General features: G+C 43.2%; 17 protein-coding genes. All 17 read left to right on the top strand.

Annotated features, from left to right (window positions below; translation table 11 throughout):
• Positions 1 to 7: 7 nt before the first annotated feature.
• The 17 genes from Dvar_RS13335 (at position 8) to Dvar_RS13255 (ending at position 23,690) form a co-directional block, all read left to right on the top strand.
• On the top strand, positions 8 to 418 hold the full coding sequence (locus tag Dvar_RS13335; RefSeq protein WP_419662195.1) for a diguanylate cyclase domain-containing protein: 411 nt from the start codon (positions 8 to 10) through the stop codon (positions 416 to 418).
• Positions 419 to 537: 119 nt separating this feature from the next.
• Positions 538 to 1,281 (top strand): sugar transferase, encoded by a 744-nt coding sequence (locus Dvar_RS13330; protein WP_419662194.1) that lies wholly within the window; start codon positions 538 to 540, stop codon positions 1,279 to 1,281.
• Positions 1,278 to 2,342, top strand: a complete 1,065-nt coding sequence (locus Dvar_RS13325) for a Gfo/Idh/MocA family protein (RefSeq protein WP_419662193.1) — start codon at positions 1,278 to 1,280, stop codon at positions 2,340 to 2,342. Before Dvar_RS13330 ends, Dvar_RS13325 begins: the two co-directional genes overlap by 4 nt.
• A gap of 113 nt (positions 2,343 to 2,455) precedes the next feature.
• Positions 2,456 to 2,926, top strand: a complete 471-nt coding sequence (locus tag Dvar_RS13320; protein ID WP_419662192.1) for an acyltransferase — start codon at positions 2,456 to 2,458, stop codon at positions 2,924 to 2,926.
• A gap of 279 nt (positions 2,927 to 3,205) precedes the next feature.
• The gene (locus Dvar_RS13315; RefSeq protein ID WP_419662191.1) at positions 3,206 to 4,306 is read left to right on the top strand and encodes a DegT/DnrJ/EryC1/StrS family aminotransferase; all 1,101 of its coding nucleotides are present in this window, start codon (positions 3,206 to 3,208) and stop codon (positions 4,304 to 4,306) included.
• Positions 4,307 to 4,370: 64 nt separating this feature from the next.
• Positions 4,371 to 5,141 carry a glucose-1-phosphate cytidylyltransferase gene (rfbF, locus tag Dvar_RS13310; protein WP_419662190.1) on the top strand — a complete coding sequence of 257 codons (771 nt, stop codon included), beginning with the start codon at positions 4,371 to 4,373 and terminating at the stop codon, positions 5,139 to 5,141.
• A gap of 4 nt (positions 5,142 to 5,145) precedes the next feature.
• Positions 5,146 to 6,201, top strand: a complete 1,056-nt coding sequence (locus tag Dvar_RS13305; protein ID WP_419662189.1) for an NAD-dependent epimerase/dehydratase family protein — start codon at positions 5,146 to 5,148, stop codon at positions 6,199 to 6,201.
• Positions 6,201 to 7,430: a methyltransferase domain-containing protein gene (locus Dvar_RS13300; RefSeq protein WP_419662188.1), complete on the top strand. Its 1,230-nt coding sequence runs from the start codon at positions 6,201 to 6,203 to the stop codon at positions 7,428 to 7,430. Before Dvar_RS13305 ends, Dvar_RS13300 begins: the two co-directional genes overlap by 1 nt.
• A 137-nt stretch (positions 7,431 to 7,567) precedes the next feature.
• Entirely contained in the window at positions 7,568 to 8,665 is a 1,098-nt protein-coding gene (locus Dvar_RS13295) for a class I SAM-dependent methyltransferase (RefSeq protein ID WP_419662187.1), read from the top strand.
• A 19-nt stretch (positions 8,666 to 8,684) separates the two neighbouring features.
• Positions 8,685 to 9,863, top strand: a complete 1,179-nt coding sequence (locus Dvar_RS13290) for a methyltransferase domain-containing protein (RefSeq protein ID WP_419662186.1) — start codon at positions 8,685 to 8,687, stop codon at positions 9,861 to 9,863.
• Positions 9,864 to 10,068: 205 nt separating this feature from the next.
• Positions 10,069 to 16,965 (top strand): immunoglobulin domain-containing protein, encoded by a 6,897-nt coding sequence (locus tag Dvar_RS13285; RefSeq protein ID WP_419662185.1) that lies wholly within the window; start codon positions 10,069 to 10,071, stop codon positions 16,963 to 16,965.
• Positions 16,966 to 16,982: 17 nt separating this feature from the next.
• Complete coding sequence (locus Dvar_RS13280) at positions 16,983 to 18,245, top strand: flippase (protein ID WP_419662184.1); 1,263 nt, start codon at positions 16,983 to 16,985, stop codon at positions 18,243 to 18,245.
• Positions 18,246 to 18,292: 47 nt separating this feature from the next.
• Positions 18,293 to 19,150 carry a glycosyltransferase family 2 protein gene (locus tag Dvar_RS13275; protein ID WP_419662183.1) on the top strand — a complete coding sequence of 286 codons (858 nt, stop codon included), beginning with the start codon at positions 18,293 to 18,295 and terminating at the stop codon, positions 19,148 to 19,150.
• A gap of 35 nt (positions 19,151 to 19,185) precedes the next feature.
• Positions 19,186 to 20,220, top strand: a complete 1,035-nt coding sequence (locus Dvar_RS13270; protein WP_419662182.1) for a DUF354 domain-containing protein — start codon at positions 19,186 to 19,188, stop codon at positions 20,218 to 20,220.
• A gap of 77 nt (positions 20,221 to 20,297) precedes the next feature.
• On the top strand, positions 20,298 to 21,470 hold the full coding sequence (locus tag Dvar_RS13265; protein WP_419662181.1) for a hypothetical protein: 1,173 nt from the start codon (positions 20,298 to 20,300) through the stop codon (positions 21,468 to 21,470).
• A gap of 18 nt (positions 21,471 to 21,488) precedes the next feature.
• The gene (locus tag Dvar_RS13260) at positions 21,489 to 22,811 is read left to right on the top strand and encodes a hypothetical protein (protein WP_419662180.1); all 1,323 of its coding nucleotides are present in this window, start codon (positions 21,489 to 21,491) and stop codon (positions 22,809 to 22,811) included.
• A 30-nt stretch (positions 22,812 to 22,841) separates the two neighbouring features.
• Positions 22,842 to 23,690, top strand: a complete 849-nt coding sequence (locus Dvar_RS13255) for a class I SAM-dependent methyltransferase (protein WP_419662179.1) — start codon at positions 22,842 to 22,844, stop codon at positions 23,688 to 23,690.
• Positions 23,691 to 23,704 lie beyond the last annotated feature (14 nt).

Genomic DNA, 23,704 nt, shown 5'->3' with positions numbered 1-23,704 from the left:
TGTTTAGATGAAAAAGCTGCTAATGCGCTGGTTTGGAAGGACACCCCCGGAATATCGAGTTGATGGTCTCAATGGAATCGATAGAATCTATAACCGTTCCGAATTTCATAACCTGCTTGAACTGGAACGTGACCGCGTGCATCGCAACAACCATCAGTTCTCGGTGTTGCTTTTCTCGGTCAACCCCCAAAAAGAGCACGACGTCATCGAACTGGCAAACCACATTTCCAAGCGGGTGCGTCGAATCGATCAGGTCGGCTGGTATGATGATAGCCATATCGGGATCTTGCTGCCCAACACAACCGCCTCCGGCGCAAAGCATATCGTCAAAGACATTTGCAGCCGGCATAACGGGTCAATGCTGCCCCTTTTCTGTGAAACCCTATCCTATCCGGAAACGACTAAATTGAGCGATTAGCGGTTAGGTTTTAGCCGTTAGCCGATTGCGTTTAGCTTTAAAAAAGAATGCAGAACCTTTTTATCTAAAGGCTAATTGCTAACCACCCACCTTGAGAATAAATTCGAGAGGCTAAGTTTATGTTTTTTCAAAGTGCTTTAGAAATGGACGCCCATGAAGCTCATCCGGCTCTGCTGGAGACCGTTTTTGCAAAGCGTGTTCCATTCTGGAAACGAGTGATTGATATTGGTCTATCATTGTGCGGATTGATTATTTTATCGCCTTTTCTCTTTTTCATAGCAACTTTGATAAAAATCGTTTCGCCCGGCCCGATCCTGTTCAAACAACAACGGGTTGGACGGGGCGGCAAGCTATTCACCTGCCTCAAGTTTCGCACGATGAAGTGTAATGCGGAAACAACCGTTCATAAGGACTACCTGTCCCAACTAATACGAGGTTGTCAATCAAGCGGCAGTCTCGGCGCTCCCATGAAAAAACTGGAGAATGATTGCCGCATCATCAAATATGGCAATCTTCTGCGGGTTACAGGCCTGGATGAACTGCCGCAGCTTGTCAATGTTCTCATGGGGCATATGAGTCTGGTTGGGCCCAGGCCACCGGTCCCTTATGAGGTTGCCCAATACCAGCACTGGCACAAAACCCGCTTTGATGTCGTCCCGGGATTGACTGGACTATGGCAGGTCAGCGGAAAGAATAAACTCGGGTTCAATGAAATGATACGGCTCGATATTACCTATGCGAAGCGAGCATCTTTTTTGCTGGACTGCCGGATACTGATGATGACGCCCTTTGCCGTTCTGTCACAGCTGACGGATTATTTATCCAAACGTAACATACATACAGATCGGAGGTATGATCCATGATAAGCATAGGCGTGATCGGATGCGGCTATTGGGGCCCCAATTTAGTAAGAAACTTTTCCGTTCTTAAAGGGTGCAGGGTAAAAACACTCTGCGATACCGATCCCCATCGTTTGGAAGCCGTATCCTCACTGTATTCGCAAGTAGAGTTGACAACGGATTATTCCAGCTTGATAGCGGATACCGATATTGATGCCGTTGTTATCGCCACCCCGGTTCGTTTTCATTTTGAGATGGCGCTGCAGAGTTTACTATCGGGAAAGCATGTGTTTGTTGAAAAACCAATGGTCGGCAATGTGCATGAGGGAAAGATCCTGCTCGAGACAGCAGCTAAGCATAACCTGACCCTGATGGTCGGCCACACCTTCATCTATTCCCCCGCAGTACGAAAAATGAAGCAAATCATCGATTCCGGCGAGCTTGGCGAAATCCAGTATCTTTCCGCACGACGACTGAATCTCGGCTTGTTCCAAAAAGACATCAATGTGGCCTGGGATCTGGCGCCCCATGATATCTCCATCATTCTTTACGTGTTGGATGATTCTCCATTATCCGTCAATTGCCAGGGCAAAGCCCATGTTCATCCCAATATCGAGGATATCACCAATATGGTATTGAATTATCACAATGGGCGCATCGCCACCATCCAAAGCAGTTGGCTCGACCCGAACAAGGTGCGGGACATGACCGTGGTGGGCAGTAAAAAAATGCTGGTCTACAATGATTTGGAACCCATGGAAAAAATTAAAATCTACGACAAGCATGTCGAGATCCCGCCCCATTACGACACCTTCGCGGAGTTCCATTATTCCTATCACTATGGCGACATGCACGCGCCCTACATCAAACAGTATGAACCCCTCAAACGGGAATGCCGGCATTTTCTGGATTGCATCGAAACGGGCGATACATCCGAATCCAGCGGCATCGAGGCGTTGAAGGTCGTGCAGGTATTGGAAGCCGCCTCCAAATCATTAAAAGATGGCGGCGGTAAAATCGATATAGAGCCTTACTACCCATCTGAAGTGGTTTCAAAGACTGCCGTAGATAGCCGTTTAGGCTGAAGAACTATCCACCGGTCTTTTTGTAGGAGCTGGCCATGCCTGCGACCCTAATAATTCGATAACCTGCCGACAGCCCTTCAGCCTTCGGCCTAAACCGCTAAAAACCTATTTTCATGAAAACAATATCCAAAGATGTAAAACTCGGCAACAATGTCAAAATCCACGGCCATGTCAACCTGTACGGCTGTAGTATCGGCGACAACACCAAAATAGGCACCTTCGTCGAGGTCCAGAAGAAGGCGACCATCGGCAAAAACTGTAAAATTTCCAGCCACACCTTCATCTGTGAGGGTGTCGTAATCGAAGACAATGTATTTGTCGGCCACAATGTTACCTTCACCAACGATCTTTATCCCAAGGCGACCAACGAAGATGGACATCTGCAAACGGAACAGGACTGGACCTGTATTCCGACACTGGTAAAAAAGGGTGCCTCCATTGGTTCCAGTGCCACCTTGCTGTGCGGAATCACGATCGGTGAGAATGCCATTGTTGGCGCGGGAAGCATGGTTACCAAAGATGTTCCGCCCGATACGATCGTTGCCGGTAATCCAGCGAAAATCATGAAAAAATTAAGCGATTAGCCGTTAGCCGTTAGACAAAAAGGTCCAGGATCCTCTTTATTGACCAGATGTAATTCAGATCACAAACCAGTAGCAGTTGATATTCAACCTCGCTTGCAGATCCTTTTTTAATGCTAATCGCTAACCGCTAACCAGCTTATTAGCGCACCAGCTCATCAACTAACCAACTAACCAAAAAACAAACAAACAAACCAACCAACCAACCAACTAACCAACCAACTAACTAACCAACTAACTAACTAACGAAACAACCAACAAACCAACTTATTAGGAAAACCAATGAAAGTCCCTTTCCTCGACCTAAAAGCCCAATATGCCTCCATCAAAGATGAAATCGACGATGCCATCAGGCAGGTAATCGATAGTTGCGCCTTTGCCGGCGGTCCTTTTGTGGAGAGGTTTGAACAGGAATTTGCTCATTTTTGCGGCATCGAACATGCCGTTGGCGTTGGGAGCGGTACCGAGGCGCTTTGGCTGGCACTGACCGTTCTTGGTGTCGGGAGTGGTGATGAGGTGATAACGGTTCCAAATACCTTTATCGCCACAGCAGAAGCCATCTGGTTTTGTGGAGCTAAACCGGTTTTTGTCGATATCGACAAACAAACTTATACGATGGATGCAAATTTATTAGGAAAGGCAATTAACGAAAAAACAAAAGCGATAATACCTGTCCATATTTTCGGTCAACCCTGTGATATGGATGCGATTACCGATATTGCCAGGGAAAATGGCCTCTACGTAATCGAGGATGCGTGCCAAGCTCATGGAGCTGAGTATAAAAAGAGAAAAGCGGGTACGATTGGTGATATGGGTTGTTTCAGCTTTTATCCAGGAAAAAATTTAGGGGCCTACGGTGAAGCAGGAGCTGTTGTCTGTAACGAAAATGAGTATGCCATCAAGTTACGCATGCTTAGAGATCATGGTCAAGATAAGAAATATGACCATCAGTTGATTGGCTGGAATGCCAGAATGGATGGAATTCAAGCAGCTATTCTCAGCGTCAAGCTAAAACACCTGCCTGAATGGAATGCACTGCGTAGAAAATGCGCCGGCGTCTATAACCATTTATTGTCGGACGTCAAAGGAATCATCACTCCCGTCACCGCAAATTATGCCAAGCATGTTTTTCATATCTATGCGATACGTGTAAAAAATCGCAACAAGATGCTGAAAGCCTTTGCTAACCGGGATGTCAGCGCCGGCATTCACTATCCAATACCTTTGCACCTTCAGGATGCTTTTACAAAGCTTTCAAATGGTAACGGAAGTCAACCGATCGCCGAGCAATGTGCCGAAGAATTTCTTTCTCTGCCCATTTATCCTGAATTAACCGAGTATCAAATCGACCAGGTAGTCAGAAGCATTAAAGAAATATCCTGAGGGGAAAATTTTAAATGCTGAATAAATACTGCATATCGATTATGATTTTGGAAAGGAGGTATGCATGAAGGTAGCTATTCTCGCTGGAGGATTTGGGACGCGACTTGCGGAGGAAACGGAAATCAAACCCAAGCCGATGGTCGAAATCGGTGGGAAACCGATTCTTTGGCATATCATGAATATATACTCACATTACGGTTTCAACGATTTCATCATCGCCTTAGGGTACAAAGGAGAGTTTATAAAAAAATACATGGTCGATTACTGTTCATTGAGCAGTGATCTGACTGTCGACATGAAAAATGGAGAAGTAAAACAGAACCAACGAACAAAAACAGACTGGACTGTTCGATTGATCGATACAGGCTTGAAAACCCAAACCGGTGGAAGAATTAAACGTCTGGCGCCCTATATCGGCGATGAAACCTTCATGCTTACGTGGGGCGACGGGGTTTGCAATATTGATCTTTTTGCGCTTATCGATTTTCACAAATCCCACGGCAAACTGGCAACAATGACAGCGGTAAGACCGCCAGCGCGTTATGGACATATCGACATTGAAAATAAAATCGTCAAAGAATTTTCTGAGAAGCCGCAAACAGGGGAAGGCTGGATCAATGGTGCATTTTTTGTTCTTGAACCGGAAATTTTCGATTACATTAACGGAGACGAAACCGTATGGGAAAAAGAACCGCTCGAAAAGCTGTCCCGGGATAGACAATTGATGGCATACCAGCACCAATCCTTCTGGCAATGCATGGACACGTTGCGTGAAAAATATATTCTGGAAGATCTATGGCAAACCGGAAACGCACCATGGAAAATATGGGAGTAATACAATGAAAATACTGGTTACAGGATCCCGAGGATATATCGGAACGGTACTCGTTCCGATGCTACAGGAAAGAGATTATGATGTAATCGGCCTGGACACGGATTTGTACAGGCAATGCACGTTCGCGGGAGAGATCCCACAGGTGGAGACATGGACGATGGACGTCCGAGATATCGCTGTGGATGATCTGCACGGCTTCGATGCGATTATTCATTTGGCCGGTCTTTCCAACGATCCCTTAGGGGATTTCAGGCCGGAATTGACGGGTGAGATCAATGAATCCGCATCGTTGAAGCTGGCGAAGAAAGCAAAAGCGGCAAACGTACAACGGTTTCTTTTCGCCTCATCCTGCAGTAATTATGGTGCGGCAGGGGCTGATTTCCTTACCGAGGACTCCGATTTCAACCCCGTGACCCCATACGGCGAATCCAAAGTCAATGTTGAAAAAGGGCTGTCTCAACTGGCCGATGAGAAATTCAGCCCCACGTACATCCGTGCCTCCACCGCATATGGTGTATCTCCTCGCCTGAGGTTCGATCTGGTAACCAACAATCTGACGGCATGGGCATTTACGACAGGCCGAGTTTACTTGAAGAGCGACGGTACGCCATGGCGGCCAATTGTTCATATCCGCGACATATCGCTTGCTTATATCGCCGCATTGGAAGCGCCGCGCGAAAAAATCCACAACGAGGCGTTCAATATCGGCACGACCTCCGAAAACTACCAGATCTACGAAATCGCCCAGGTGGTAAAGGAAATCGTCCCGGGATGCGAAATTGAATATGCACTGGACGCAAGCCCCGACAAACGCTGCTATCGTGTGGACTGCAATAAAATTGCCAAGCAGCTTGTAAACTTTAAGCCTCAATGGACGCTTAAAAGAGGTGTCGAGGAATTGTACAACGCCTATAGTAAGGTGGGGTTGAGCGTGGAAGATTTCGAAGGCCCCCGCTTTAAGCGAATCGCCCACATCAAAAAATTGATTCAGGATGGCGTGTTGGACGAGGACCTGCGATGGATTGAGAAGCACGCTTCTGCCGCGGGAGGGAGGTATTGATGAAAAAAAACAGCCATACCTGCCGTTCATGTCAGGAGCCCGGCCTGATCGTTTTTCTTGATCTGGGGAACAAACCACCATCCGATCGAATCCTGACGGAATCCATGCTGAACCATCCCGAACCGTTCTATCCGCTGGAAGTCGCCTTCTGCCCGAATTGCAGCCTCGTACAGATTCTGGAAACGGTTCCACCGGAAGACCTCTTCCTTGACAGCTATCAATACTTTTCATCGTACTCTCCAACCATTTTGGAAAATGCAAAGGAAAATGCCCTCAGCCTGATTGCAGAAAGAAAGCTGGGCGCCGATAGTCTGGTGCTGGAATTGGCTAGTAACGATGGCTATTTGCTTAAAAATTATGTGGAATTCGGCATCCCGGTCCTGGGCATTGACCCCGCCCCTGCACAAGCCAAGGCGGCTGAAAAAATTGGCGTGCCAACATTGAATGAATTTTTTACCGTGTCCATGGCTGAAAACCTTCGCCGAACAGGCCAGCGTGCCGATGTTATTCACGGCAACAATGTCCTGGCCCATGTAGCGGATACCAACGGTTTCGTGGAGGGTATTCGTATCCTCTTGAAACCCGGCGGTGTCGCTGTCCTGGAAGTGCCCTACGTCGAGGACCTCATCGACAAATGCGAGTTTGACACGATCTATCACGAACATCTTTGCTATTTTTCGGTCACGGCCCTGGATCATCTGTTTCGTAGTCATCACCTTTATCTTAACAGGGTGAAACGGATTCCCATTCATGGGGGGTCACTGCGATTGTTTATTGAACCCCATGAATCAGTGGACGACTCTGTCATCCAATTGATGCAGATGGAGCGGGAAAGAGGCGTTGGGTCCCTGGACCACTATGCGGATTTCGCCAACGGGGTGGAACGGCTGAAGCAGAGACTGCTCTCCCTGTTGACCGAATTGAAGTCGAAAGCCAAGACCATTGCTGCATATGGCGCGGCGGCAAAGGGCAGCACCATGGTCAATTATGTAAACATTGGTCCGGAAATCATTGATTTTGTTGTCGACCGCAACATTCATAAACATGGGAAATATATGCCCGGAAAGCATCTTCCTGTTTTCGCCACTGAAAAGCTGATCGAAAACCAACCCGACTATGTTCTGATTCTCGCCTGGAATTTTGCCGATGAAATCATGAGACAACAGGATGAATACCGGCAACGGGGGGGAAAATTTATCATCCCTGTACCAGAACCGACCATTATTTAACGATTAGAACACAAATGAATATGCATGAATCTCGACGACTTGATAAATCATCGTCTTCCAATGGCCCGCCCTGCCCCAGCTGCCGGTCACGGAACACTATACTTTTCCACCGGATCGATGATGTACCGGTGAACAGCGTGGTGAATGTTCGATCGCGGACTGAAGCGCTGAATTTTCCTCGCGGAAATATCGCACTTCGCTTTTGCCATGCATGCGGCTTTGTCTTTAATGCGTCCTTTAATCCGAAATTAATTCATTATTCCTCGGATTGTGAGGAATCCCAAGGGTATTCACCAACGTTCAATGCTTTTGCGCACCAGCTCGCCGAACACCTGGTCCATCAATACGATCTGCACGGCAAGAAAATTCTGGAGATCGGCTGCGGGAAAGGTGAATTCCTGGATCTGATCTGCGAACTTGGAAGCAATCAGGGAATCGGATTTGATCCGGCCTATGTCGAGGGCCGGACCGGCGATAACAGGGACCACCACCTGACTTTTGTGAAAGACTACTATTCGGACAAATATGCGTCATACACCGCTGACGTAATTTGCTGCCGCATGACGCTGGAACATATTCCCGATACAGCCGCAATGGTTCAGACGGTAAGAAAAGCCATTGGTGGCAATCTGGATACGCTTGTTTTTTTTCAAGTTCCGGATGCCATGCGGATAATGCGGGACTGTGCCTTCGAAGATATATACTATGAGCATTGCTCCTATTTCAGCACCGCTTCCTTGGCACAGCTTTTTAAACACAACGGGTTCGAGGTGCTGGACCTGAGAACTGACTACAACGGCCAATATATCATGCTGGAAGCAAAACCATCAAGTGCCGGCCATTCTGGAGACGCGATGCCTGGAAACGAACGGGGTGAATTCCGCAAATACGTTGATCAATTCAGCCGGCGGTTTAAGGAAAAGACCGGTCATTGGTCCAAATCGCTCAAGCGAATTCGTGGACAGGGGAAAAAGGTGGTTTTGTGGGGGTCCGGTTCCAAAGGAGTCGCATTTCTCACGGCGTTAAATGGCGGCAAAGATGTTGAGTATGTGGTCGATATCAATCCATTTCGGCAGGGAACCTATATGGCCGGCACCGGGCAACGGGTTGTCAGTCCCCAGCATCTCAAGGAGTATCTGCCGGATGTCGTGATCATCATGAACACCATCTATCGCAATGAAATCAAGCAGGATCTTGACCAGATGGGGCTTCAGCCTGAGATATTGACGCTCTGAAATTGACAGGTAACTTCTAATGGACCCAAGACAATGCCCGGTTTGTGGTACGCTCAATACGACGGATTTGATCGATATCGTCGAAATGCCAATTTACTGCAATCGACTCTGGGACTCCCGTGATAAAGCCCTGGCGGCCCCCAAAGGCAGAATTCGATTGCGGGCATGTAAAAAATGCGGACATGTTTTTAATTCAGCTTTTGATCCAAGTCTGTTGGACTATGACCAACAATATGAAAACTCTCTTCATTTTTCATCCCGTTTTCAACGCTACGCCAAACAACTGGCTCAGCGGCTGGTCCAAGATTACGATCTTCACGACAAGGATGTAATCGATATCGGATGCGGAAAGGGAGACTTTCTGGCGCTGCTGTGCGAATTGGGACAGAATCGAGGACTTGGCTTCGATCCAAGTTATGAAAACAATCGTGTTAACCATAACGCGGCAAGCCGCTTTACGGTCATCAACGATTACTTTTCCGAACGTTATCACCATTACCCGGCTGATCTGATCTGCTGTCGTCACGTCCTGGAGCATATTCAACATCCGCAAGCCTTTCTTCAATCAGTGCGACGGACAATCGGTAAAAGACTGGGATGCATCGTCTTTTTTGAGGTCCCCGATGTGTTTTACACCGTGAAGGACATGGGGATCTGGGATTTGATCTACGAGCACTGCGGATATTTCAGCATGATGTCACTGTTCCATCTTTTCAGAGCTTGCGGCTTCGACGTCCTCGATCTCCAGTCCAGTTTTCAGGGACAGTTTCTGTGTATCGATGCTAAACCTGACGTCGCTGCAGGCATTGCTGCTGATCCAGGCGATGAGGAGATGATGGATTTCCATGAATACACCTGTGCATTCACGAATAAGTATCAGGAAAAAATCAATTACTGGGAGACAGAACTTGGGTTCTTGGGACAAAATAGCCGGAAAACAGTAATCTGGGGGGGAGGCTCCAAAGGCGTGACCTTCCTGAATGTACTGAAAAATTCGAAGTATGTAGAATATGTTGTCGACATCAATCCTCACAAACAAGGTCGTTTTGTTCCAGGCACCGGCCAGAAAATCGTGCCACCGGAGTTTCTCGCGGATTTTCAACCGGAAGCCATCCTTATCATGAATGCCAATTATTTAGAGGAGATTAAAAACAGGACTGAACAATTGAACATCACCCCCACATTCATGGCAGTATGAGTGCGGTCAAAAACCAAAACAAGCAACATCACACCATTCATCCACGCTTTTAAAAGGCGCCTCCAGAATTTTTATCTGATTAACTGAACTGTGCGATTGTCGAGCTTGCCGCAAATACAGGGATCTGTAATCCTGTATTTATCACCTGCTACACAAAGAAACTTTAGCGCGAGCTGAAATTGCCGTCCATGCAGAGGAAAAAATTATGATTTCTCAATTCAATGTAAAAGCGAAATACACTATTTTTCTATTTCTCTTGTTCTTTATCTCATTTTCCTTCGGTCCACTGAACACCAATTCCTCAGCTGCAATTATCTCCGACGATTTCAATTCTGCGACCTTAAATACGAGCCTGTGGCAGTTTATCAATCCGCTGGATGACGCTTCGGTTTCCATGACCGGCTCACAGGTTTCCATTTCCGTACCGGACGGGACTTCCCACGACGTATGGAGCGACGGCAACTTTGTCCCACGGATCGTTCAGTCTGTCGACGACACCGACTTTGAGATCGAAGTCAAGTTTGATTCGTTGCTGAGCGAACGATATCAGATGGAAGGCGTGCTGGTCCACCAGGACGACCTGAATTTTCTGCGTTTCGATTTTTACAGCGATGGCAGCTCCACCCGGATACATTGTGCATCATTCACCGATGGACAACCAACGCGCATTCATAGATCGGTTATCAGCTCGGGTGCACCGCTTTACATGCGCGTGAAACGGGCTGCGGACCTGTGGACCCAGTCTTATTCCACCGACGGCAGTGCCTGGACCGAACTTCCCGAGTTTACTTTTGCCATGCAGATAAACACTATCGGTGTCTTTGCAGGCAATGCCGGTACCGACCCGGCGTTTGGTGCGCTGGCCGATTATTTTCTGAATATATCCGATTTTATCGCCCCCTCTATCACCGTGCAGCCAGTTGACCAGAGCGTCACCGAGGGTCAGAGCGCAACCTTCAGCGTCACCGCCACCGGAACCGCTCCTCTGAGCTACCAGTGGCAAAAGGACGGTGTAAATATTAGTGGTGCTACCGGTAATTCCTACACGACACCGGCGACAACACTGGACGACGACGGCACCCAATTCACCTGCACTGTAACCAACGGCTACGGCTCCGTTGACTCTGATTCGGCCACACTCACCGTCAACAGTGCCGGCAGCGCCCCCTCCATCACCTTACAGCCCACAGACCAGAGTGTTTCCGAGGGGCAAAGCGCCACATTCAGCGTTACCGCCATCGGTACAACGCCTCTGAGCTACCAGTGGCAAAAAGACGGCGTGGACATATCAGGCGCAACGGGCGCTTCATACACCACACCGGCAACAACACTGGACGACGACGGCGCACTGTTTACCTGCACCATTACCAATGACTATGGATCGACTGACTCCAACGCGGTTACACTGACCGTGAGTGCAGCCGGCAGCGCCCCCACCATCACCGTACAGCCCACAGACCAGAGCGTTACCGAGGGTCAAAGTGCCACATTCAGCGTTACCGCCATCGGTACAACACCTCTGAGTTACCAGTGGCAAAAAGACGGCGTGGACATATCAGGCGCAACGGGCGCTTCATACACCACACCGGCAACAAACCTATCCGACGACGGCGCACTGTTTACCTGTACAGTCACCAACGACTACGGCTCCGTTGACTCCGATTCGGCCACGCTTACCGTCAATGCCTCTGGAAGTACGCCATACATAAGCACCCAGCCCGTGGACCAGACTGTCAATGAAGGTTTTACAGCCACCTTCAGCATCACCGCAACCGGTACCGATCCATTAGGTTACCAGTGGCAAAAAGACAGTGTGGACATATCCGGAGCCACCGGTGCCTCATACACCACACCCGCCACCACCTTAGACGACGACGGGGCACAGTTCACATGCACTGTCACCAACGACTATGGTTCCGTTTCCTCTGATTCCGCTACACTAATAGTACTACCGGCTTCAGCCGAAATCATATCTGACGATTTCAATGCAGCCAGTTTGGACACGAGCCTGTGGCAGTTCATCAATCCTTTAGACGATGGTTCGGTTGACATGACCGGCTCCCAGGTCTCGATCTCCGTACCGGGTGGCACATCCCATGACGTATGGAACGACGGCAATTTCGCGCCCCGGATCGTTCAGTACGTTGACGACACCGACTTCGAGATCGAAGTCAAATTCGACTCACTGCTCAGCGAACGATACCAGATGGAAGGCGTGCTGGTCCATCAGGACGACCTGAAGTTTCTGCGGTTCGATTTTTACAGCGATGGCAGTTCAACATGGATACATTGCGCATCGTTCACCGATGGCCAGCCCACAAGAATTTACCGGTCGGTCATCAGTTCGGGTGCCACACTTTACATGCGTGTGAAACGGGCCGCAGACCTGTGGACCCAATCGTTTTCCACTGACGGCAGTTCCTGGACCGAGTTTCCCACTTTTACCTTCTCTATGCAGATGCACACGATCGGCCTTTTTACTGGCAACGCCGGCCCCTGCCCGTCTTTCATCATGCTCGCCGATTACTTTTTGAACATCTCCGGGTATACGGCGCCGGCCATCACCACTCAACCCGCTGACCAGAGCGTCACCGAGGGGCAAAGCGCCACCTTCAGCGTTACCGCTACCGGCACCGCCCCCCTGAGCTATCAGTGGCAGAAGGACGGCGCAGACATTTCCGGTGCCATCGGCGCCTCATACACCACTTCGTTAACCACTCTGGCCGACGACGGCGCACAGTTCGTCTGTACCGTTACCAACGACTATGGTTCTGAAACCAGTAATCCGGCCACCCTGACCGTTTCCACCGCCGGTAGCGCCCCCACGATCACTGTCCAACCGGAAGACCAGGGTGTCATTGAAGGACAGAGCGCCACCTTCACCGTCACCGCCACCGGGACCGACCCCCTGGGCTATCAGTGGCAGAAGGACGGAGTGGATATCTCCGACGCCACCGACGCGTCGTACACCACCATTGCCACCACCCTGGCCGACGACGGCGCACAGTTCGTCTGTACTGTTACCAACGACTATGGTTCTGACACCAGTAATCCGGCCACCCTGACCGTATCCACCGCCGGCAGCGCACCCACGATCACTGTCCAACCGGAAGACCAGGGTGTCATTGAAGGACAGGGCGCCACCTTCACCGTCACCGCCACCGGGACCGACCCCCTGGGCTATCAGTGGCAGAAGGACGGAGTGGACATCAGCGGTGCAACCAGCACCTCATACACCACACCGGCCACTACCCTGGCCGACGACGGCGCACAGTTCGTCTGTACTGTTACCAACGACTATGGTTCTGACGCCAGTAATCCGGCCACCCTGACCGTATCCACCGCCGGCAGTGCACCCACGATCACTGTGCAGCCTGTCGACCAGAGCGTCGTCGAGGGCCAGAGTGCCACCTTCAGTGTCACCGCCACCGGTGCCGATCCACTGAGCTACCAGTGGCAAAAGGATGGTGTGAACATTTCCGGCGCCACCGGCGCGTCGTACAACACACCTGCCTCCAGCCTGGCCGACAACGGTGCCCAGTTCACATGCATCGTCACCAATGACTACGGATCGGTATCATCCGATTCAGCCATACTCTATGTGCTTTCCGAAACTGGTGAAATTGCCTCCGACGATTTCAATACCGCCAGTTTGAACACGAGCCTGTGGCAGTTCATCAATCCTTTAGACGATGGTTCGGTTGACATGACCGGCTCCCAGGTCTCCATCTCCGTGCCGGCTGGCGTATCCCATGACATATGGAGCGACGGCAACTTCGCCCCACGGATCGTTCAGTACGTGGACGACACCGACTTCGAAATCGAAGTCAAATTCGACTCACTGCTAAGCGAGCGATACCAGATGGAGGGCATTATAGTAGAGCAGGACGAGCTTAATCTTCTGCGATTCGATTTTTACACCGATGGCAGTTACATCCGAATACATTGTGCATCTTTCACCAATGGACAGCCGGTTCATATTCACAGACCGATTATCAGCTCGGGTGCCCCACTTTACATGCGTGTGAAACGAGTCGGGGATCTGTGGACCCAGTCGTATTCAACCGACGGCAGTTCCTGGACAGATCTTCCTTCTTTTACCTTCGCCATGCAGATGAACGCCATCGGTATTTTTGCGGGCAATGCCGGCCCCAGTCCGGCGTTCAGTGCGATAGCTGATTATTTTTTAAATATCTCTGATTTTATCTCCCCCTCCATCACCGTCCAACCTGTCGACCAGAGCGTGACCGAAGGACAAAGCACCTCTTTCAGCGTCACCGCCACCGGAACCGCCCCCCTGAGCTACCAGTGGCAAAAGGATGGTGTGGACATTTCAGCCGCCACCAGCGCGTCATACACCACTCCCGCCACCACCCTGGCCGACGATGGTGCCCAGTTCTCCTGCACCGTCACCAACGACTACGGCTCCGTTGTCTCAAATTCGGCCACGCTAACCGTCAATGCCGCCGGCGACGCTCCATCCATCACCGTGCAGCCTGTTGATCAGAGCGTTACCGAAGGACAGAGCGCTTCCTTCAGCGTCACCGCAACCGGTACCGCGCCTCTGAGCTACCAGTGGCAAAAGGAAGGTGCGGACATTTCCGCCGCCACCGGCGCGTCGTACACCACACCGGCCACTACCCTGGCTGACGACGGTGCCCAGTTCTCCTGCACCGTCACCAACGACTACGGCTCTGTCGTATCCAATTCGGCCACGCTAACCGTCAATACCACCGGCAGCGCCCCATCCATCACCGTGCAGCCTGTTGATCAGAGCGTTACCGAAGGACAGAGCGCTTCCTTCAGCGTCACCGCAACCGGTACTACTCCACTGAGCTATCAGTGGCAAAAAGACGGCACTGACATCAGTGGTGCAGCCAGTGCCACGTACACCACACCGGCCACCACACTGGCTGACGACGGTGCTCAATTTCTCTGCATTGTCACCAATGACTACGACTCTGTTTCATCTGCCCCAGCCACCCTCACCGTCAATGCTGCGGGTAGTGCACCATCCATTAGCACCCAGCCAGTTGACCAGAGCGTTGTCGAGGGTCAAAGCGCGACTTTCAGCGTCACCGCATCCGGCACCGCCCCCCTGAGCTACCAATGGCAAAAAGACGGCTCAGACATCAGCGGTGCAACCAGTACCTCGTACACCACACCAGCCACCACCCTGACTGACGACGGTACTCAATTCAACTGCATCGTAACCAACGATTATGGTTCCGTTTCCTCCGATCCGGCGACACTGACCGTAATGGATTCAAGTACTTTCTTTGATTTCTGGTATGCAGAAGACCAGGGAGACAGTATCTATTACCAGGCCTTTGGCCAGGTCGGCATTCCACAACGGTGGATCAATGTCCTGGGGAACGTTTATGATGCTGATGGAGTGGATTCATTAACCTTCACTTTGAACAGTGGCTCTGAAAATACGCTGACTATTGGCCCCAATGGACGTCGGCTTCAAAGTACCGGTGATTTCAACGTTGAAATCGAGTTTACCGAGCTCCTTTCCTCACCTGAAATCAATGAGATTGTAATCACGGCGACAGACAGTTTGGGAAACCAATCTCAGTCCACTGTCAATGTGGAATATTTTGACGACAATATATGGCCTGACACATACTCAGTGGACTGGAGCGAGGTGCAAAATATAGACGATGCATCACAAATCGTCGACGGGTTGTGGACATTGGAAAACGGAAGCGTCCGAACGGTCATTCCCGGATATGACCGACTAATCGCCATTGGCGATGTCCTGTGGGACGACTATGAAATTACAGTTCCTGTAACGATCAATGGACTTTTATCAGGATCTAATGATTCAGGTGTGGGCATCCTGTTGAGATGGGATGGTCACTATGCATGGACCAGTTCTCAACCGACTTACGGATGGTACCCAATGGGTGCATTAGGCTGGTATCGCTACCAGGGCGGCAGAGAAAACCTGAGAATGATTGGTGGCGAAAGTGATTTGGACATCGAAGATACAAGTGGGAAAACATTGAGTTTTGGTGTCCCCTACATCTTTAAAATGCGTGTCCAGACCATTTCCGATGTGGGTAGCGTATATAGGCTAAAGGTATGGGAGCAAGGCCAGTCCGAACCTGCTGATTGGGATATTATTGGCGAAGAGGATTTAACCAGCCCACTTAATGGATCGCTACTACTGCTTTCCCATAATGCAGATACCAGTTTTGGCAGTGTATCTGTTACTCCATTATCTGGTGACCTGCCACCAATAATTACCACCCAGCCCGTCGATCAGAGCGTCAACGAAGGCCAGAGCGCTACCTTCAGCGTTACTGCCACTGGAGCAACCCCCTTAAGCTACCAGTGGCAAAAGGACGGTGTGGACATTGATGGAGAGACCAGCGCATCTTACACCACACCAGACGCTACATTGGCCGACGACGGCGCCCAATTCTCTTGCACAGTCACGAACGATTACGGCTCCGTTGCTTCCGATCCTGCCTCCCTGACCGTTCTTTCGATTTCTGATGTCATTGTCTCTGATGACTTCAACACGGGTAGTTTAAACACTGATCTCTGGCAATTTATTGATCCGCTAGGAGACGGTTCGGTTGCCATGACCGGCTCACAGGTTTCTATCTCCGTTCCGGCCGGTACTAACCACGACGTCTGGAGCGATGGGAATTTGGCCCCACGAATCATTCAATACGTCGGAGATATTGACTTTGAAATCGAAGTCAAATTTGATTCTGATCTAAGTGAAGCATACCAATTAGAAGGTGTATTGGTTGAGCAGGATGATTATAATTTCTTGCGTTTTGATTTTTACACTGATGGAAGCCTCACTCGAATTCATTGTGCATCATTCACTAATGGACAACCAACACGTATTTACAAGTATGTTATAAGTTCTGGTGCCCCGCGCTATATGCGCGTTAAACGTGAAGGTGACACATGGATTCAATCTTATTCTTACGATGGTACAACCTGGAATGCCCTTGCTTCATTTACCTTTTCAATGCAAATGAATGATATTGGTCTTTTTTCAGGAAATGCTGGTTCCAATCCTGATTTCATCGCTCTCTTTGATTATTTTATGGATATTTCTTCTGCTACAAATTAGTTTTCATTTTTTATTTTATGATCAAAAAAAATATTTTTATAAATGGAATTATTAATGCCTCATATTTAATGGTAGGCAATATAATATCTCAGATAATTAATATTTTAGCCTTTTTTTATATTGCTAAAAAGCTGGGTCCTGAGAACTTTGGAATATATTCAACTATAACTGCTTTTGTTGGAATATTTGGTGTTTTTACATTAAATGGCTTATCTAAATCCCTCATCAGAGAAGGTTCAAAAAATTTAAAACAATTTCCAATTGTAATAGAAAATACGTTTGGAATAAAGTTATTAGCTGTATTTCTTTCTTTTATCATCTGTAATATTGCAGTTTTCTTTACTAATTTTAATTATCAAACAAAACTATTGATAGTTCTTTTCAGTTTAGAATTGTTGGAGATCGGATTTAGGCCTTTTTTTAGTACGATATATCAAGTTATTGAGAAAATGAAATATCTTGCTATTTTTTCAATCATTACTAAAATACTTTTTGCATTTTTTTCTATTCTTTTTCTTTATCTAGGTTATAGTGTAATCGCTGTTTTGATTTCGAATTTAGCATCTAGATTTTTCATTCTAATTATTAATTTTATATTTTCAAAGAAATTTGTTATTTATAAAATTAAGCCTTCCTTCAAATATAATAATCATATATTAAAATCCGGAATTACTTTTACGCTGATTGGCTTTGTTAATACATTAGCAACACGAATTGATATTTTAATGATATCTTTTTTATCAAATTCAACAGACGTTGGCCTTTATTCAGTAGCATATAAGGTTGTTTTAGAAGGCGAAATTATTCGCGGATTATTATCAACCGCATTTTTCCCAATATTTGTTAAAACATCTAAAAAAGAAAACAACTCATATTTAATTTTTAAGTATTCTTGTTTATTGTTATTCTTTGTGTTAACAGCTTGTTTAATTTTTAGCTATTTTGCAAAAGATGTTGTAAATTTAATCTTTGGAGAAGAATTTTATGAATCCGGAATAATATTAAGGTTGTTAGTATTTGCTTTGGTATTCAGCTATTATACCATTCCATTAACTTTAACATTACAATCTACAGAAAGAGAAAAATCATTATTGTTGAATTCTTTTGCTATTGCAATCCTAAATATCCCGCTTAATTTTATTTTTTTTCATAAATTTGGATTAATTGGCATAGCCTATTCAACTCTTATTGTATATCTTAGCAGTGCTGTTTTTTTATCGATAATTACTTATAATTCAATCTCCAAAAAGTCTAATAAACCTTTCATCTATGCGCGCTGAAATCTATTTTATAAATTATTTAGTATTTTTAATAAGTGTATATTAAAATGAGTAAAAGGATAGTAAGTATAGGATTACCTGTTTACAATGGAGAAAACTATATAGAAAAAACATTAAAATGTTTGACGCAACAGAGTTACAAAAATATTGAAATTTTAATTTCTGATAATGCATCAACCGACAAGACTGCTGAAATATGCGATTATTTTGCTTCAATGGATAAAAGAGTAAAGTTTTTTCGAAATAAAATAAACAGAGGCGCAACTTGGAATTATAATTATGTATTCTATAAGTCTAAAGGTGAATATTTTAAATGGGCTGCGCACGATGATCTTATATCAAAATTTTTCATTGAAAAATGCATACAAATCCTAGATAATAATCCTGACATTCTATTATGCCATTCCAAAATTCTTGAAATTGATGAAAATGATAATTTTATAAAGACTTACCCTTCAAGAAATTATCATCATAACAACACTGTTCGTAGAGTATTTGAATACTTTAAACGTCCCCATGCTCAATGTGCGGTTTTTGGTGTTTTCAGATCTTCCGCACTTAGTAAAACGCGTTTAATAGAAAGTTTTTATCAAGCAGATAGAGTTCTAATCGCTGAGATCCTTTTGCGTGGTTTTGTTTTTCAAATACCGGAATATTTATTCTTTAAACGATCTCATCCAAATCAACATTGGAAAATACACAATACGAAGTCAAAAACAATCGAATGGTATGACCCAAATATTAAGTTGCGTAAAGTATTTACTCATTGGCGCTTGTTAAAAGAATATTGTATTTCAATAAATAGATCTCCATTAGCAAATAAAGATAATTATCTATGTAATTTGCTCATTATTTATTGGATTAGAAAAAATTATTCGAGCCTTTTTAAAAATATATTCTATTAGTTTTCTCCTGATATTGGATTTTGAGTATATTTCAAATGAAAAAAAAAATATGGATCGATTTAGATAATTCTCCGCACGTCCTTTTCTTCTATCCACTTATTAAAGAACTTGAAAAAAAGGGCTACTCATTATTGATTACAGCAAGAGATTATGCTCAGGTTACTGGACTTGTCAAATTATTCGAAATCAATGCCTCAATCATTGGGAAACATTACGGGAAAAAAAAATTAATTAAAATAATAGGTTTCTTTTTTAGATCAGTCCAGTTACTCATAGCAATACATAAAGAACATCCTGACATTGCTTTTTCACATTTTTCAAGATCACAGATATTAGCTGCTAAACTATTAAAAATTCCGACTATTGCAGCTTATGATTATGAGTTTGTCCAAAAACTAATCTTTATAAATCCTAATTTATGTCTTGTTCCAGAAGTTTTGTATAAAAACGGTGGTCTTTCAAGAAACAAAAATTACAAATCTTATCCAGGGCTTAAAGAAAATGTTTACATGCAAAATGTTGAATACATTGATACCATTAAAAATGTTCTTGATATTAATGAAAAAGATATTGTTATAACAATAAGACCTCCTGCAACTGAAGCACATTATCATCGTAGCTATAGTAGTAAACTATTTGATCTCATCATGAGCTACCTAGTGACAAAAGAACATACAAAATTAATTCTTTTGCCAAGAACAAAAAAACAAAAAGTGTCAATAAAATTAAAATGGAAAGAATACATTCTTAAAAGAAAAATTTTAATTCCTGATGAAGTTATTAATGGTGTTGAAATTGTAAATATTTCCGATATTGTAATTAGTGGAGGCGGTACGATGATAAGAGAAGCGGCAGCCATTAATGTACCTGCTTATAGTTTTTTTGGAGGTAAAACAGGAGAGGTCGACAAATATCTAGAAAAAATGGGAAAATTAACTATTATTAGAAAACCAATTGATATTAAGAAAAAAATAAAAATTTTGAAACATAAAAAATTAAAAAGTTATAAAAATGATTTGAATTTAACAATCTCATCTATAATTGGTTATGTCGATAACTTGATTCAATAACCGAGTTGAAATCATTGAAAGTTTTTTAAATTTGGTAAATATTATTTCTCTATCGAAATTGTCTTTTTGGAGTACTTTTGAAACCGTTAAATTTTAAAAAACACTTATCATTACTAAGAATATATTGTGAAAAAAATGGCTTTAAAGGTTGGGATCCTTATGATGGTCTCAATTCTCCTTTTACAAAAAACAAGCTATTTGAGAATTCTTTTATTCTAAGATTTTTTTGGATTCAGTTCTTTAAACGCTTTCCTTTAAATTTACGGCCAATTCTATTGATAAAGAAAGAATACAATCCAAAGGGTATTGCTTTATTTCTATCAGGTTATTGTAATTTATATTCTGTTTCCAGAGAGTCTTCAATATTAGAAGTTATAAAATTTCTTTCAACTACGTTATTGAAACACAAAAATGATATGTTTTCAGGCGCATGTTGGGGCTATAATTTCCCATGGCAAAATCGAAGTGCTTACCTACCAACAGGTTACCCAACTGTAGTGACGACCTCTTTTGCAGCAAATGCACTAATGGATGCTTTCAATTGTACTAAAAATCAAGAATATCTTGATGCCGCTCTTAGTAGTTGTAAATTTATTTTAAAGGATTTAAAGAAGACAAAAATAGGAAAAGGTTTTGTTTTTTCCTATACTCCGATGAAACGTGATTGTGTTTACAATGCATCTTTACTTGGATCTCGTCTTTTATCAAGAGCTTTTCATTACACTAATTCAACTGAATACTTATTTGCTTCTAAAGCATCATTATTAGGAGTTATTTCACATCAGAATTCTAATGGTTCATGGTATTATGGAAGAAATACTAACCAAAAATGGATAGATTCATTCCATACCGGATTTAATCTGGAATGTATTTCAGAATATCAAAAATATACTAAAGACAATTCTTTTTCAGAGAATATAGTAAACGGTTTTGACTATTATATTAACAACTTTTTTTTAAACAGTGAAATACCAAAATACTTCAACAACAGAATATTTCCAATTGATGTACATACAACATCTGTATTAGTGGTGACTTTGTATAAATTAAAGAAAATTACTGAATATTCGGATTTGGTTCATAATTGTTTAGAATATGTAATTAAAAACCTGCAACATAAAAAAAAAGGTTTCTTTTTTTATCAAAAAAAATATTTTTATATCAATAAAACGCCTTATATGAGATGGTCTCAGGCGTGGATGTTCTACGCATTAAGTTTCATCTCATTATTCAATAAAAATAAATTATAGAAAAATTTTATTCAAGCTATGATATCATATTCTAAACAAAACAACTACCTGATAGAAAATAAAAATTATACTTTAATTAGTTCAAATTATTTCTTTTTTATTATTTATGGTACTTTAGTGTCTATTTTCTTTCTTGATTTCTTTAATGGATATTTAAATCTGATACCACGACAAATTACTTGGGCTGCTGAAATTTTTTCATTGATTTTGTTTATGTTAATTTTTGCTGATCTTGCCTTTTATAAATTACCTATAAAATTAAATTTTTTAACTTGTTTTTTAATCGTCTGGCTATTTATTAGTGTTATAGGTGTAGTAATTAATAACGTAAAACCATTTGTCTATTTTGCAGGAGTGAGAAATTATTTTAAATTTATTCCTTTTTTCATCGCCTTAAGTATATACCCGTTACCCTTAAAATTAATCGAAAAATTTTTTGAAATATTAATATTAATATCGGCGTCACAATTATTATTTGTAATTCCAGAAAAAATTATTTTTTGGGGAAAATCAGGAGATTTGATAGTCGGTACGTTAGGACAAAATGCTTCAGGAACATTAGTTATTTTCCAACTATTATCATTTTCTATTATAATTTCACTTTATAAATGTGGTTACTACACAATTAAAAAATTTTTACTATATTCCATTCCGATTTTACTTTCAACATTCATTACAGAAGGCAAAATTGTTTTTTTTATACTTCCATTTATTTTTATAATAAGTTTTTTGGGCGTAAAAAATTTACCAAAAATTATTATAATATTTTTTATGGGTTTTATATTTATAATGATTGGTGCTTTTTTATATAATTTCATCTATGGAAATATCGAACGTCATTTTATTAATTATGATAGCACACTTGAAACCTTAGGTGCTAATGACATCTCCTACGCCAAAAATGAGCGGTTGCGACGAATCAGCCAGGTTCGTTTTATGTTTAAAAATATAAACCATTCTACTTATAGTAAAATATTTGGTTATGGTATTGGAAACGCATCTGACAGTTATTTTAAACTTAGCAAAGGAGAGTATAGTAAACGTTTTCCTTCATTAGGCATTGATAAAGTATTACTTTCACGTCTTGGTTGGGAATTCGGGTATTCTGGTATTTTTACTTTCTTTTGCTTTCTTATATTCTTATATAAATACAAGATCCCTCATACTAATATTGAATTTTACAATGGAATTTTAGAAGCAAGAAAAGGAATTGTCATCGTAATTTTATTTTCTTGTATTTATAACTCTTCCTTAATTATTAACCCTATATCTTTTGTATTCTGGTCATATCTTGGAATTTTTAACAATATAATTCTTAAACATGAAAGTCAAAATTTCTAATAGTATTTCACCTTAAAAATGGTAAATAAGATGAATTGTGAAGCATGTGATAACAAAACCAATTTTAAATTATTTCTTCATTCTAAAAAGCATCATCCAAATTTGTATTCATGCAATAATTGTGGATTAATATTCGCTGATCCTCAACTTGATAAAGAATTCGAAATTGTTCCCAAAAAAATTCTTTCTGATTCTGAGTATCGTGCTCGTTTTAAAAATTTTGATTTACGTTTAAACAAAATTAAGCCATTTATAAATCCTTATATTTCAAATGATTTATTAGACATTGGATGCGGAGATGGTATTTTTCTTAAATTGTTGAATGACAAAAATTATAATGTCATAGGTGTAGAACCATCAAAAGAAAGTGCAGAGCATATCCAAAATAAATTTGAAGTAAAAGTGATAAATGACTTTTTCGAAAATATTAAATTTGAAAAGCAATTTTCGTTAATCACCATGTTTAATGTCTTAGAACATACAAAAAGCTTAAAAAAAAATTTTCATAAAATTCATAATTTACTTAATCATGATGGACTTTTTGTTTTCGAAGTTCCATATATTTTTACATTACAAAGCAAGATTTCTTTTGGTTTTTGGCATCATTTCGAGATTGATCATAATTGGTTTTTAAATAAAAATAATATTAGTTATCTATCCAAAAAAATGGGTTTTAAAGTATTATATATTTCTTTTATTCCAAAGATTGTTTGTCTATCTAAAATCTTTGATGGGCTACTAACGAGAACGGTTTATATGCATTTATCAAGAGACTCATATATGTTGTTTCGAAAATCTTTTATTTATAAAATTATGAATAAAATCGATATAAAAATAAACATTAAAGATTATCTCTTTGTAATACTACAAAAAGTTTAGATTAATCATTGGTG

The organism is Desulfosarcina variabilis str. Montpellier, assembly GCF_048565275.1.
GTDB lineage: Bacteria > Desulfobacterota > Desulfobacteria > Desulfobacterales > Desulfosarcinaceae > Desulfosarcina > Desulfosarcina variabilis.
Note: the sequence above shows the minus strand (reverse complement) of the source record. Positions and strands in the feature narration are given on the sequence as shown.